The organism is Pseudomonas sp. URMO17WK12:I6 (assembly GCF_003253625.1).
GTDB lineage: Bacteria > Pseudomonadota > Gammaproteobacteria > Pseudomonadales > Pseudomonadaceae > Aquipseudomonas.
In genome coordinates, this window is record NZ_QKYZ01000007.1 from 95052 (window position 1) to 109697 (window position 14646).

Consider the following 14646-nt stretch of genomic DNA (forward strand, 5'->3'; position numbering starts at 1 on the left):
AATCCGTAGCAGCTGCCGAGCCTGCGAGGCTGCGTTCGAGCCGGGGTCGCGCTCGACCGAAGTCCTCGCATATCCGCTGTACACGGTCTTCCTGAAAGAAACGGTTGCCTGATTTTACGACTGCTTCGCGGCCGGACGCAGGCTTCGCCAGCTGCTACAAGGAGTGCGGTGCTTGATGAGGGGGCTGAGGTTGGTTCGGGGGAGGGCGCAGGATTATTCCGGGCATTAAAAAGCCGGCTTGTGGCCGGCTTCTCGGGGACTGGCTTGGTTTATTTTTGGTAAACCGCGCCAGCCTTCAAAACGTACACCCGGATCTTGCGTCCGGCTGTGGGACTTGGCGAGAAAGTGATCTGCCTTGTCGGTGCGATCTGAGCCTTGGAAAGGGTCGATGCGCAAATGTGGGGCGCAGCATACTGATTTTTTTGAGGAATTCCCAGCTTGGCGTGCGGGGTAGAGCGATTGCGCTGAGGCTACAGGGCTTCGTATTTACAGGAACGGTACGGACGGTCTGCGTTTGTTGAGTGTCGACCACCAGAACACCCACCCCAATACCCTGATGTTCTGCTTGTCGATCTGCTCGGCACTGAAGATCTCATCCGGATACTCAGCCCTGTTGTGGCTGCGCAGCCGCAATGCATTCCCCGGCATCCGGTGCAGGTATTTGATCCGCAACATGCCGTCATGCTCGATCGCATAGATTTCGCCATCGATAATCTGCGTAAGCCCGCGATCAATGGCGAGGGTAGAACCGTCTTCAATCTTTTCGGCCATGCTGTTGCCGATCATATGGGTGCAGATGGCATTGGCATGTTTGATTTCCAGGGAGTCGAGGTGGCTGTGGGGCAGGCGGATGGACTGACCTTTGTCCTCGACGACGTGGGTTTTGTTGGAGCCTGGGGCGGTGGCGGTCTCTTTGAAGAAGGGCAGTTCGACGTCGATGGGTTCGATCACCGTGTAGATGCCCCGGATGGCTTGGGCGTCGAAGGTGTTGCCGGACTCGTCGAGCACACGCAGGCGTGAGGACTCTTTCGGGCCTTCGCCGGTTTTCAGCCAGTCACTGTTTACAGACAGAAGTCGGGAGACTTCTTCCATGCGATAAGCGGGCACACCACGGGTGTACCAGTTATGGATGTTTTGCGCTTCCGTGTCGAAGAAAGCGGCAAATCCTGTCGTTGTAATGTTGGCTGCTTCGAGGAGCGCTCTGAACCGTGGGCCGCTAGTGTTCTTTTTCATAAACACGAGTCTACGGGCGCAGGATGGGGGTTTGAATAAACGACCCGTTCAAATTTCGAGGGAAATTTAAGACCGGATGTAAGACGCTTTTCGTAAAAAATAAACAGGCAAACACCCAGGCCGAAATGCTCAAAACTCATTGTTAAAAGCGTTCCAGGCAGGCACAAAAAACCCCGGATCAACCGGGGTTTTCCTTGAAGCGTGAGGCTAGAAACTAACCGTTGCTTCTCAGCCTTTGTAGGCGGCAACCGACTTGGTGATCGCGGCGCGGGCAGCGTCTGCGCCGTCCCAGCCTTCGATTTTCACCCATTTGCCTTTTTCGAGGTCTTTGTAGTTCGCGAAGAAGTGCTCGATCTGTTGGATCAGCAGGGCTGGCAGGTCGGTGTATTCCTTCACGTCCACGTACAGCTGGGACAGCTTGTCGTGTGGGACTGCGATGACTTTAGCATCGCCGCCGCCGTCGTCGGTCATGTTCAGGATGCCGACTGGACGCGCGCGGATCACCGAACCTGGAGCAACCGGGTAAGGAGTCACGACCAGCACGTCGAGGGGATCACCGTCGTCAGCCAGGGTGTTCGGGATGTAACCGTAGTTGGCCGGGTAGAACATTGGGGTGGCCATGAAACGGTCAACGAACAGGCAGTCGCTGTCTTTGTCGATTTCGTATTTGATCGGCGCGTGGTTGGCCGGGATCTCGATCGCGACGTAGATGTCGTTCGGCAGGTCTTTGCCAGCCGGAATCTTGCTGTAGCTCATTGGGCGGTGCCCCCGTTAGTTGACCAAAAATACTTGGCCGGATTGACCAAAAAGTGGCGGCGATTATAGGCATATTCCGCCACCGTTGCTATGTGCCAGAGGTCGTGTAGACCTTAGTCGTGAGCCTGATAGACCGGATCATTGGCCTGAAGTTGCCTAAGCCTTGCCAAGGGATCCTGTCGGTAAAACAGCCTCAACTGCTCGTAGACCTGTGGATAAGCCTCGTGCAGCAGATCCGGGGCGCTGAAGAAATATTCGCTGGTGACCGCGAAGAACTCGGCGGGGTTTTCCGCGGCGTACGGGTCGATGGCTGTTTCAGCGTCCGGGTTGCGCTCCAGTTGCCGGTCGAGGTCGTCATAGGCTTCCTGCATGACCTTGGCCCAGTCGCTGACGCGCATGTCGGCGTGCAGCGGTGGCAGGCCATTGGCGTTGCCGTTGAGCATGTCGAGCTTGTGTGCGAGTTCGTGGATCACCAGGTTGTAGCCTTCCCAGCCACCGCTGGCCATCACGCCGGGCCAGGCGAGGATGATCGGGCCTTGCTGCCAGGCTTCGCCGCTGTGTTCACCATCCCATTCGTGTTCGACGCCGCTGGCATCGCGATGGCGCTGGGGGCTGAGGAAGTCGTCGGGGTAGAGGATGACTTCGTGAAAGCCCTGATACCAGTTCAGATCACCCAAATGCATGAGCGGTAATTGGGCCTGGGCGGCGAGCAGCAGGCGCTGCTCCTGGTGGAGTTCGACGCCGGGCAGGGCGGTCAGGTGTTTGTCTTGCAGGAACAGCACGCTGGCTTCGCGCAGCCACTGGTCTTCGGCCGCGCTGATGCCATCGAGGAAGCTCAGGTGATGGCGCACCCGTTGCCACATGTCGTCGGCAATCGGATGCCTGGCCAGGGTGCGCCGGCGTCGCCAGGCGCTAAGGGACCACATCGTCAGTCAGCGGGGTTCGGCTTTGGATGCAGCATTCGCGAGACGGCTGCGGATCACGCCAATGATCATCGGTAGCAGCGACACCAGGATGATACCCACCACCAGCAGCGACAGGTTTTTCTTGATGAACGGTACGTTGCCGAAGAAGTAACCGAGGGTTACCAGGCCGCCCACCCAGAGGATGGTGCCGAAAACGCTGAAGGCAAAGAAACGCGGGTAAGGCATTTTGCCAACGCCGGCGACGAACGGGGCAAAGGTACGGATGATTGGCATGAAACGCGCCAGGGTCACGGTTTTGCCGCCATGTTTGTCGTAGAAATCGTGGGTTTGTTGCAGGTAATCGCGGCGGAAGATTTTCGAGTTCGGGTTACTGAACAGCCGTTCGCCGACGGTGCGGCCGATCACGTAGTTGGTGCTGTCGCCGAGGATCGCCGCCAGCATCAGCAGGCCGCCCAGCAGCACCGGATCCATGCCGCCACCGGCCGCCACGGCGCCTGCGATGAACAACAGGGAATCGCCCGGCAGGAACGGCATCACCACCAGTCCGGTTTCGCAGAAGATCACCATGAACAGGATGGCGTAGATCCATGCTCCGTAGTTGTTCACCAGCATCTCGAGGTAAACATCGAGATGCAGAATAACGTCGATCGGGTTGAAATCCATGGAAAGCACCTGTGGTGATGGCCCGACTCAGCAGGCCTGTGCGGATAGCTTCGCGTAAGACTACAGCGGGGTGTGATTTTTCTTACGAGCCGTGAGGTGTGGGCATTATACGGGGTGAAAAGTGAAAAACGCGTCGAGTTTGTAGCGAGGAATGTCGATGTGTTTCAGGGTTTGTCGGAAAAGGTCGCAGCCTTCGGTAGCACCTACAGCTTCGAGGTTGCCTCGGTCGATGCAGGCGCTGCCGAAGGCTGCGATCTTCTTGGTGAGCTTAAAGTTCGTCACTGATCGGCAATACGTAATTCTTGAACTCGGTGTCTTCCCTGAACCCGATGGATTCGTAGGTTTTCTGCGCGACTTCGTTGTTGCTGCTGGTGGAAACGCGCATGCGCACGGCATTGGTTTCCTTGGCCATTTTCTTCGCGGTGCGGATCAGGTTGTCTGCCACTAACTGGCGGCGGGCGTCTTCGGCGACGTAGATGTCGTTGAGGATCCACACGCGTTTGAGCGAAAGAGACGAGAAGCTCGGGTACAACTGACAGAAACCCAGCAGTTTGTTGTTGTCGTCATCGGCCAGGGCCAGGTAGATCACCGACTCTTTGCGCCGCAGGCGCTTTTCGAGGAACGCTCGGGACGAGTCCGGATACGGCAGGGAACCGTAAAACTCGCGATATTTGACGAACAACGGGGTCAGCAGGTCCAGGTGTTCGAGGGTCGCTTGAATAATCCGCATGGTAGGTCTCGTCTTCAAGTGGCTGTCTTACATGGTGACGGCGATAGGAAACCCTTGGCGGCCGTGCATCGATCCTGCCTTAAACCGGAATAGAAACGCAATGCGGAAACGGTTCAGGCATCCGACGGACTGAGTAGGAAATTACCTTTCAAACCTGCTCCTGTGTCCGACTCCAGCGTCTGAACCTGGGCTTCGTCCTTCAGACTGACCCCCGATAACTGCCGCCGACAGGCTTCGCGCATCAAATACAGCAAACGGTGTGCCGCCATGCCGTAACTCAAGCCTTCGAGCCGGACATTCGAGATGCAGTTGCGGTAGGCATCCGTCAGTCCGACCTTGGGATTATAGGTGAAATACAGCCCCAGGCTGTCTGGAGAGCTTAATCCAGGGCGTTCGCCGATCAGAATGACCACCATTTTTGCGCCCAGCAGCTCGCCAATCTCGTCAGCCACCGCAACCCGACCTTGTTCCACCAGAATCACCGGCGACAGGGACCAGCCTTCGATAGCTGTCTGTTCTTCCATGCGTGCCAGAAACGGCAAGGTGTGGCGATGAACGGCCAGTGCCGAGAGACCATCGGCCACCACAACAGCCAGATCCACCCCGCCTGGATGGGCTTGCGCGTAATCACGCAGAGTCTGCGCTGACTCATCACTCAACTTGCGCCCCAAATCGGGGCGCTGCAAATAGCTGTTCCGATCCGTGGCGGCACTGTGCAGCAGCAAACTCTCACGCCCACGCTCGGTCAGTTGCGAACTGAGCGCCGAGTGATCGAAAGGCAGGTGCACCGCATCCCGGGCCTGGGCATGGGCGTACTGGAAGTCCAGTTGCGCGCTGGTCGGCATACTGGTGCCGGTGCGACCCAGTGCAATGCGCGCCGGGGTCAGGCGACGCAGTTCCAGCAACGGATTTTGCGGATCGACGGGGGGCTTATCCATATAAACACTCATCCCAGTTGCGCCAATGCCTGGCGGAACGCCGGTGGCAGGCTGTTGCCGAAGTGAATTTTGCCGTCCGCCTGGGTGAAGATGCCCATGTTCGCCAGCCACTGTTCAAACTCCGGCGCCGGTTTCAGGCCCAGGGTTTGCCGGGCGTAGAGGGCGTCGTGGAACGAGGTGGTCTGGTAATTGAGCATGATGTCGTCGGAGCCGGGGATGCCCATGATGAAGTTAATCCCGGCTACGCCCAGTAAGGTCAGCAGAGTGTCCATGTCGTCCTGGTCGGCTTCGGCATGGTTGGTGTAACAGATATCGCAGCCCATGGGGACGCCCAGCAGCTTGCCGCAGAAGTGGTCTTCGAGGCCGGCGCGGATGATCTGTTTACCGTTATAGAGGTATTCCGGGCCGATGAAGCCTACGACGGTGTTCACCAGAAACGGTTTGAAATGCCGTGCCACAGCGTACGCGCGGGTTTCACAGGTCTGTTGATCGATGCCGTAGTGGGCGTTGGCCGACAAGGCACTGCCTTGGCCGGTCTCGAAATACATCAGGTTTTGGCCCAATGTGCCGCGATTCAGGCTCAAGCCCGCGTCGTAGCCTTCCTGTAAAACGTTGAGGTTGATGCCGAAACTGGCGTTGGCCGCTTCGGTGCCGGCAATTGACTGGAACACCAGGTCCAGCGGAACCCCGCGATTGACCGCCTCGATGGAGGTGGTGACGTGGGTCAGCACGCAGGCCTGTGTCGGAATGTCGTAGCGCTGGATGATCGCGTCGAGCATTTCCAGAATGGCGCAGATCGAAGCGATGCTGTCGGTGGCCGGGTTGATGCCGATCATCGCGTCGCCGTTGCCGTACAGCAGGCCGTCGAGAATGCTGGCGGCGATGCCGGCCGGTTCGTCGGTGGGATGATTGGGTTGCAGGCGCGTCGAGAGCCGGCCACGTAGGCCCAGGGTGCCGCGGAACTTGGTGACCACGCGGATTTTCTGCGCCACCAGCACCAGATCCTGCACGCGCATGATCTTCGACACGGCGGCGACCATTTCCGGGGTCAGGCCGGGGGCGAGGGCGCGCAGGCTTTGTTCATCGGCGGCTTCGCTGAGCAGCCAGTCGCGGAAACCGCCGACGGTGAGGTGGCTGACCGCTTTAAAAGCCTGTTTGTCGTGAGTGTCGATGATCAGTCGGGTGACCTCATCGGCCTCGTAAGGAATCAGCACTTCCTCCAGGAAGTGGGCCAGCGGGGTGTCGGCCAGGGCCATCTGCGCGGCCACCCGCTCGCCATCGTTGAGGGCGGCAACGCCGGCCAGAAAGTCCCCGGAGCGCGCCGGGCTGGCTTTGGCCATGACCTCCTTGAGGCTGTCGAAGCGGTAGGTTTGGGCGCCGACGGTATGGGCAAATACGGCCATGGGACGGTGTCCTCCTGATTCAATAAATATCTCAAATGCACCACTAAACCCCTGTGGGAGCGGGTTCTGGTGCACTTCAATAGGGCTGGCGCCGGGAATCAGCCCGGCGCCGGTGCATTTCAGACGCCTTCGAGCATCGCATCTGCCGGCGCATCGGCGCGTTGCTTGGCGGTCAGTTGGAAATACAGGTAACCGGCCACCATGAAACCGAGGAACACACAGCCGATCAGCGCGTTGAACCAGGCCATCGCCACCAGGCACACCACCGCCAGAAACAGCGCGATCCCCGGTACGATCGGGTAGCCCGGCGCGCGGAAGGTGCGCTCCAGGTTGGGTTCGGTTTTACGCAGTTTGAACAGGCTCAGCATACTGATGATGTACATCACGATGGCGCCGAATACCGACATGGTGATCATTGCAGCCGTCAGCGTCATGCCTTGCAGGTTGACCAGGCCATCGCTGTAGATCGCCGCGATACCGATCACGCCGCCCGCCAGGATCGCCCGGTGCGGGGTCTGGAAGCGCGACAGTTTGGCCAGGGAGGCCGGCAGGTAACCGGCGCGAGCCAGGGCGAAGAACTGCCGCGAATAACCCAGAATGATCCCGTGGAAGCTCGCCACCAGGCCAAACAGACCGATCCACACCAACATGTGCATCCAGCTCGAGTTGTTGCCGACCACGGCTTTCATCGCCTGAGGCAGTGGGTCGTTGATGTTCGACAGTTGGCGCCAGTCGCCGACACCGCCGGCCATGACCATCACGCCGATGGCGAGGAACACCAGGGTCAGAATGCCGCTGACGTAAGCCTTGGGAATCGTGCGTTTCGGGTCCTTGGCCTCTTCGGCGGCCATGGCTGCGCCTTCAATGGCGAGGAAAAACCAGATCGCGAACGGGATGGCCGCAAAGATGCCGGGAATCGAGGCCATGCTGAATTCGTTGGCGCCCGACCAGCCGTTGAGCACGAAGTTACTGAAGCTGAAGCCCGGTGCGACCACACCCATGAACACCAGCAATTCGGCGACGGCAAGCACAGTGACCACCAGTTCGAAGGTGGCCGCGATGCTCACGCCGAGGATATTCAGGGTCATGAACACGAAATAGGCGCCAACAGCGGCGATCTTCGGGTCCAGTTCCGGGTATTGCACATTGAGGTAGGCGCCGATGGCCATGGCAATTGCCGGTGGCGCAAAGACGAATTCGATCAGGGTGGCGATGCCGGCGATCAGTCCGCCTCGCTCGCCGAAGGCTCGGCGGCTGTAGGCAAACGGCCCGCCAGCGTGGGGAATGGCGGTGGTCAATTCGGTGAAACTGAAAATGAAGCAGGTGTACATCGTCGCCACCATCAATGCGGTGACGAGAAAACCCAGGGTACCTGCGGTGCCCCAGCCATAACTCCAGCCGAAATACTCGCCGGAAATCACCAGGCCGACGGCAATGCCCCATAGATGCAGGGTGCCGAGTGTGGGTTTGAGCTGTGTAGTAGAAGTCATAGGTCCTCTCTGCGTAGTAGAAGTCATAAGTCCTCTCTGTCTTTTTTATTGTTTGATTTGTTGGACTTTCGGGTATGGCATTCAGTGTGTAGAGCGGGCATGCAAAGCCAATGCCAGACCGGCAGAGCGATGAAAGAGGCGTTTAAGGGCACCATCGCGGGCTTGCCCGCGATGGCCTTCTGAAGGGCGATACAGAAATACCTGTATCGCCCCCCGGTTTTTAGAAGAAGCCCAACGGGTTGATGTCGTAGCTCACCAGCAGGTTTTTGGTCTGCTGATAGTGATCGAGCATCATTTTGTGGGTTTCACGGCCGACGCCGGACTTCTTGTAACCACCGAACGCGGCGTGTGCCGGGTACAGGTGGTAGCAGTTGGTCCACACGCGACCGGCCTTGATGGCGCGGCCCACGCGGTAGGCGCGGTTGATGTCGCGGGTCCAGAGGCCGGCACCCAGGCCGAACTCGGTGTCGTTGGCGATGGCCAGGGCCTCGGCTTCGTCCTTGAAGGTGGTGATGCTCACCACCGGGCCGAAGATTTCTTCCTGGAACACGCGCATTTTGTTGGTGCCCTTGAGCAGGGTCGGCTGGATGTAATACCCGGTCGCCAGGCTGCCCTCGAGTTTTTCCACCTTGCCACCGGTCAGCAGCTCGGCGCCTTCGCCCTTGGCGATGTCCAGGTACGAAAGGATTTTGTCGAATTGCTGCTCGGACGCCTGGGCGCCGACCATGGTGTCGGTGTCCAGCGGGTCGCCACGCTTGATCTGCAGGACTTTTTTCATGACAACTTCCATGAACTCGTCGTAGATCGACTCCTGTACCAGGGCGCGGGACGGGCAGGTGCAAACTTCGCCCTGGTTGAAGAATGCCAGCACCAGACCTTCGGCGGCTTTCTCGATGAAGGACGGTTCGGCCTGCATGACGTCTTCGAAGAAGATGTTCGGCGATTTGCCACCCAACTCCACGGTGGACGGAATGATATTTTCGGCTGCGCATTTCATGATGTGCGAGCCGACTGGAGTCGAACCGGTGAAGGCGATCTTGGCGATGCGTTTGCTGGTGGCCAGGGCTTCACCGGCTTCTTTGCCGAAGCCTTGCACCACGTTGAGCACGCCAGGTGGCAGCAGGTCGCCGATCAGCTCCATCAGCACAGTAATGCCCAGCGGGGTTTGCTCGGCAGGTTTGAGGACAATGCAGTTACCGGCGGCCAGGGCCGGAGCGAGTTTCCAGGCGGCCATCAGAATCGGGAAGTTCCACGGGATGATCTGCCCGACCACGCCCAGCGGTTCATGGATGTGATAGGCCACGGTATTGCCGTCGATCTCGGCGGCGCTGCCTTCCTGGGCGCGGATGCAACCGGCGAAATAGCGGAAATGGTCGGCGGCCAGCGGGATGTCGGCGTTGAGGGTTTCACGCACGGCCTTGCCGTTGTCCCAGGATTCGGTGATCGCCAGCAGTTCCAGGTTCTGTTCGATGCGATCGGCGATTTTCAGCAGCACCAGCGAGCGTGCCTGGGCGGACGTGGCGCCCCAGGCATCGGCGGCGGCATGGGCGGCGTCCAGGGCTTTTTCGATGTCTTCGGCAGTGGAGCGCGGGAATTCGGCAATCGGTTGGCCGTTGACCGGCGAAGTATTGGTGAAGTACTGACCTTTGACAGGCGCGACGAACTCGCCGCCGATGTAGTTACCGTATTTGCTCTTGAACGAAACGATAGCGCCTTCAGTACCGGGGTGAGCGTAACGCATGATGGGTTTCTCCTTGGCTTTTGTGCTTATAAGGGAGGACGCGCCAGAGCGCGGTAACAAGCGTAGAGCAAAGGTTGGGCCACCGCCTCGCAAGTCAGTTAAATCAAGGGCTTGTGTATTTTTTGTCGGACGGCTGGGCGGTGCTTGTGACGCTTGCGGTACAACCCGTGTGACACTTTGTACCGCTTGTGGCACAGCCTGTGACCGATGGGTCTTGTCAGCATTGCAATGCGTCGATGGCTGGAGGATGCTGGGCCTCAAATGGCCCACAGGTAATCCTCTGTGGCGAGGGAGCTTGCTCCCGCTTGGCTGCGAAGCAGTCCAGAAATGTCTGCCGGTCATGATTTTTGGCGAGCGCTTCGCACTCGAGCGGGAGCAAGCTCCCTCGCCACAAGGTATGTGCCAGCCCCTTAAAGAGGGTTCAGCACAGCCCTCTGGGAGAATAATAAGAAATGCACGACAACCATTTGAGTCGCCATGCCCAGCAAGTGTTGACCGTGACCCAGGGTAAGTCCCACCTGCACGGTCCCGGCAGCGATCCGTCTATTGCCCGCTCCTGGCTGCGTTGCCTTGAGGACTATCACCTCGACCCGGCCCTGACCATGGCGCCGACGGTGCTGGAGCATGGCCGTCTCCTGGAAAGCCGCGAACGTTTGCAGCAAGTGCTGCAGATCGCCGGCAACGAAATGACCAGCCTCCACCAGCAACTCTCCGGCGCCGGCCACGCAGTGTTGCTGACCGACGCTCGCGGGGTGATCCTCAACTGCGTCACCGCGCCCGCCGAACGGAAGATTTTCGAACGCGCAGGCCTTTGGCTTGGCGCCGACTGGAGCGAAGCCTGCGAAGGTACCAACGGCATCGGCACCTGCCTGGTGGAGCGCCAGTCCCTGACCATTCACCAGGACGAACACTTTCGTGGCCGCCACACCGGCCTGACCTGCTCGGCAAGCCCGGTGTTCGACCCTCATGGTGAACTGTTGGCGGTGCTTGACGTGTCTTCGGCGCGTCATGAGGTTTCGCGGCAGAGCCAGTTTCACACCATGGCCCTGGTCAATCTGTCGGCGAAGATGATCGAGAGCTGTTATTTCCTGCGTTACTTCGACAATCAATGGCTGCTGCGTTTTCACTTGCAGGCCGAATCCGTCGGACTGTTCAGCGAAGGGCTGCTGGCGTTCGACGGGGAAGGGCGGATCTGTGCGGTCAACCAGAGCGCGCTGAATTTGCTGGGGCATATTCGTGGCGGCCTGTTGGGCCAGCCGGTGGAGGCGTTTTTCGACTGCTCGCTGAATGAGTTGCTCGGCCGCGCGAGCGCCAATGCCAGCGCCAGTTGGCCGTTGCGCACCCGCGACGGGCGGCGGCTGTTTGCTGTATTGCGTGGGCAGCCGCGCAGCATTCCTGCACCGGTGGTGCAAAGCCCGGCAGTGGCCGAGCGTCCACGGCTGTCGGGTATTTGCCTGGGCGATGCCGCGTTGCAGGAAGACTTCCGCAAGGCCTTGCGGGTGTTCGAACGGGACGTGCCGTTGCTGATCAACGGCGAAACCGGCTCAGGCAAGGAGGCTTTCGCCAAGGCCGTGCATCAGGCCAGTCAACGGGCGGAAAAATCGTTCGTCGCCCTCAATTGCGCGGCGATCCCCGAAAGCCTGATCGAAAGCGAGTTGTTCGGCTATCGCGGCGGCAGCTTCACCGGTGCCCGCAAGGAGGGCATGCGTGGCAAGTTGCAGCAGGCCGATGGCGGAACTTTATTCCTGGATGAAATCGGTGATATGCCGCTGAGCATGCAGACCCGGCTATTAAGGGTGCTGGAAGACCGTCAGGTGGTGCCGATTGGCGGCGAGCCGGAATCGGTCAATGTGCGGATCATCAGCGCCACTCACCGTAACCTGCTCGAAAGGGTGCAGGACGGCAGTTTCCGCGAGGATTTGTATTACCGGCTCAATGGGCTGGAAGTCGCATTGCCAGCGTTGCGCGAGCGCACGGATAAATCACAGCTGCTCGACTTTCTGTTGGCCGAAGAGGCGGGCGGGGAGACGGTATTGATTGATGCAGCGGCGCGGCAGGCCTTGCTGGATTTTGCCTGGCCGGGGAACGTGCGGCAGTTGCGCAATGTGCTGCGGACCCTGGCGGCGTTGTGTGACGGCGGTCGGATCGGGCTGGAAGATTTGCCGGCGATGATTCGTCAGGTCCGGCCGGTGACGGTGGCGACGATTGAAGCGCCGTCCGAGTATCCGTTGGACGATGCCGAGCGGTTGGCGTTGCTCAACGCACTGGAACAGCAGCGCTGGCACATGACCCACACCGCCGAACAGTTGGGTGTGAGCCGCAATACCCTCTACCGGAAGCTGCGCAAACACGGCATCGCACGATAGCCGTTTTTGTGGCGAGGGGGCTTGCTCCCTCGCCACAAAAAAATGCGCTCGATCAGCCAAGCGGTTGTGTCACGTTCAGCTAAAGAGTGCGATTTTCCCCTCCCTACGCTAACCTGCGGCCATGTTTTACGAGGTCGACTATGCACATTCATATTCTTGGTATTTGCGGCACTTTCATGGGTTCGATGGCGGTTCTGGCCAAAGAGCTAGGCCATCATGTGACCGGCTCCGATGCCAACGTCTATCCGCCGATGAGCACTCAGCTGCAAGCCCAGGGCATTGAGTTGACGCAAGGTTACGACCCGGCGCAGCTCGATCCGGCCCCGGACCTGGTGGTGATCGGCAATGCCATGTCCCGCGGCAACCCGGCGGTCGAGTACGTGTTGAACAAAGGCCTGCCGTACGTCTCCGGCCCGCAATGGCTGGCCGATCACGTGCTGCAAGGCCGCTGGGTGCTGGCGGTTGCCGGCACGCATGGCAAAACCACTACCAGCAGCATGCTCGCCTGGGTCCTGGAACACGCCGGCATGAGCCCGGGTTTCCTGATCGGCGGAGTGCCGCAGAATTTCTCGGTGTCGGCGCGTCTGGGCGATACGCCGTTCTTCGTGATTGAAGCCGACGAATACGACAGCGCATTCTTCGACAAGCGCTCCAAGTTCGTTCACTACCGCCCGCGCACGGCGATCCTGAACAATCTGGAGTTCGATCACGCGGACATCTTCCCTGATCTGGCGGCCATCGAGCGACAGTTCCACCATTTGGTGCGGACCATTCCGAGCGAAGGCCTGGTGATCCATCCGACCACCGAGCCGGCCTTGCAGCGCGTGATCGAGATGGGCTGCTGGACTCCGGTGCAAACCACCGGCGCCGGCGGTCAATGGCAGGTCAAACTGCTCAGTGAAGATGGCTCGAAGTTCGAAGTGATGTTCGAAGGCGTCGCTCAAGGCGTGGTCGAGTGGGACATGACCGGTCAGCACAACGTCGCCAACGCCTTGGCCACCCTGGCCGCCGCGCGTCACGTCGGCGTCGTGCCGTCGATGGGCATCGCGGCACTGAGCGCGTTCAAAAGCGTGAAGCGCCGGATGGAAAAAGTTGCGGAAGTCCGTGGCATCACCATTTACGACGACTTCGCCCACCACCCGACTGCCATCGCCACCACCCTCGACGGTTTGCGCAAGCGCATCGGCGATGCGCCGCTGATCGCGATCATCGAGCCGCGCTCCAACTCCATGAAGCTCGGTGCTCACCGCGATGGCTTGCCGGAAAGCGTGGTCGATGCCGATCAGGTGATCTGGTATTCGCCGGCCAACCTCGGTTGGGACCTGGGCGCCACGGCGGCGTTGTGCACCGTGCCGTCGATTGTCAGCGATTCGCTGGAAGGCATCATCGAGCGCGTGAAGAGCCAGGCCCAACCCGGCACTCACGTGGTAATCATGAGCAACGGCGGCTTCGGTGGCCTGCACGGCAAACTGGCCGAGGCGCTGCAATGAACAATGGTCCGGAACGCATCACGCTGGCGATGACCGGCGCTTCGGGCGCCCAGTACGGCTTGCGCCTGCTCGACTGCCTGGTGCGTGAAGACCGCGAGGTGCACTTCCTGATTTCCAAGGCCGCGCAACTGGTGATGGCCACCGAGACCGATGTCTCGCTGCCGTCCAAGCCGCAGATGATGCAAGCCTTCCTCACTGAATACACCGGCGCCGCCACCGGGCAGATTCGGGTGTACGGCAAGGAAGACTGGATGTCGCCGGTGGCTTCGGGCTCCGGCTCGCCAGCGGCGATGGTGGTGGTGCCGTGTTCCACCGGGACCTTGTCGGCGATCGCGACCGGGGCCTGCAACAACTTGATCGAGCGGGCGGCCGACGTGACGTTGAAGGAGCGCCGCCAGCTGATTCTGGTACCGCGCGAGGCGCCGTATTCGAGCATTCATCTGGAAAATATGCTCAAGCTGTCGAACATGGGCGTGACGATTTTGCCGGCATCGCCAGGCTTCTATCATCAGCCGCAAACCATTGATGACTTGATCGACTTCGTCGTGGCGCGAATTCTCAATCTGCTGAACATTCCGCAAGACATGCTGCCGCGTTGGGGCGAGCACCATTTGAGCAGTGATGAATAGGCTGCTGATCATTCTGCTGGCGGTGCAACTGGCGGGCTGCGCCACGGCGCGCACCCTCGATGCCGCCAAACCCGGGGCACCGGTGGTGTATTCGGGGACGCGTCTGGATTTGTATGCAATGAACGGCGGGTGCTGCGCCATGGACAGATTTGGCGCAGAAGCGCCGAGTTATCCCGGTGTTGATCTGCCGGCCAGTGCTTTGCTCGACACATTGCTGTTGCCGTTGTCGTTGTTGACGGTTTTAGGTGTTGGGTTTCAGGCGACCGGCGGATTATAGAAGA

General features: G+C 59.8%; 13 protein-coding genes. 4 read left to right on the forward strand and 9 right to left on the reverse strand.

The features are described from left to right. Positions 1-486: 486 nt before the first annotated feature. The 9 genes from F475_RS14635 to F475_RS14675 all read right to left on the reverse strand — a co-directional run bounded on the left by F475_RS14635 (position 487) and on the right by F475_RS14675 (position 9880). Positions 487-1233, reverse strand: coding sequence for a S24 family peptidase (locus F475_RS14635; RefSeq protein WP_111454200.1), 747 nt, complete (start codon positions 1231-1233; stop codon positions 487-489). 228 nt (positions 1234-1461) lie between these two features. Continuing rightward, positions 1462-1989: an inorganic diphosphatase gene (gene ppa, locus F475_RS14640; protein WP_007933577.1), complete on the reverse strand. Its 528-nt coding sequence runs from the start codon at positions 1987-1989 to the stop codon at positions 1462-1464. A 113-nt stretch (positions 1990-2102) separates the two neighbouring features. After that, entirely contained in the window at positions 2103-2915 is an 813-nt protein-coding gene (locus tag F475_RS14645) for a zinc-dependent peptidase (protein WP_018925730.1), read from the reverse strand. Positions 2916-2921: 6 nt separating this feature from the next. Further along, positions 2922-3578, reverse strand: coding sequence for a DedA family protein (locus tag F475_RS14650; protein ID WP_019650877.1), 657 nt, complete (start codon positions 3576-3578; stop codon positions 2922-2924). A gap of 268 nt (positions 3579-3846) precedes the next feature. Next, entirely contained in the window at positions 3847-4308 is a 462-nt protein-coding gene (locus F475_RS14655; protein WP_018925733.1) for an N-acetyltransferase, read from the reverse strand. Between the two features lie 113 nt (positions 4309-4421). Then, positions 4422-5246, reverse strand: coding sequence for an ethanolamine ammonia-lyase subunit EutC (gene eutC, locus F475_RS14660; protein ID WP_177431108.1), 825 nt, complete (start codon positions 5244-5246; stop codon positions 4422-4424). Positions 5247-5254: 8 nt separating this feature from the next. Continuing rightward, positions 5255-6649, reverse strand: a complete 1395-nt coding sequence (locus F475_RS14665; RefSeq protein WP_111454202.1) for an ethanolamine ammonia-lyase subunit EutB — start codon at positions 6647-6649, stop codon at positions 5255-5257. Positions 6650-6768: 119 nt separating this feature from the next. Further along, on the reverse strand, positions 6769-8139 hold the full coding sequence (gene eat / locus F475_RS14670; RefSeq protein WP_019581359.1) for an ethanolamine permease: 1371 nt from the start codon (positions 8137-8139) through the stop codon (positions 6769-6771). Between the two features lie 220 nt (positions 8140-8359). After that, complete coding sequence (locus F475_RS14675) at positions 8360-9880, reverse strand: aldehyde dehydrogenase family protein (RefSeq protein WP_018925737.1); 1521 nt, start codon at positions 9878-9880, stop codon at positions 8360-8362. A gap of 452 nt (positions 9881-10332) precedes the next feature. Here F475_RS14675 and F475_RS14680 point away from each other — a divergent pair, with 452 nt between their 5' ends. The 4 genes from F475_RS14680 (at position 10333) to F475_RS14695 (ending at position 14642) form a co-directional block, all read left to right on the forward strand. Further along, positions 10333-12246 (forward strand): sigma-54-dependent Fis family transcriptional regulator, encoded by a 1914-nt coding sequence (locus F475_RS14680; RefSeq protein WP_018925738.1) that lies wholly within the window; start codon positions 10333-10335, stop codon positions 12244-12246. Positions 12247-12386: 140 nt separating this feature from the next. Continuing rightward, entirely contained in the window at positions 12387-13736 is a 1350-nt protein-coding gene (gene mpl / locus F475_RS14685) for a UDP-N-acetylmuramate:L-alanyl-gamma-D-glutamyl-meso-diaminopimelate ligase (protein WP_086945943.1), read from the forward strand. Then, on the forward strand, positions 13733-14365 hold the full coding sequence (gene ubiX, locus F475_RS14690) for a flavin prenyltransferase UbiX (protein WP_018925740.1): 633 nt from the start codon (positions 13733-13735) through the stop codon (positions 14363-14365). The genes mpl and ubiX overlap by 4 nt, the downstream gene beginning before the upstream one ends. Beyond that, entirely contained in the window at positions 14358-14642 is a 285-nt protein-coding gene (locus tag F475_RS14695) for a YceK/YidQ family lipoprotein (protein WP_018925741.1), read from the forward strand. Before ubiX ends, F475_RS14695 begins: the two co-directional genes overlap by 8 nt. The last annotated feature ends 4 nt before the right edge of the window (positions 14643-14646 follow it).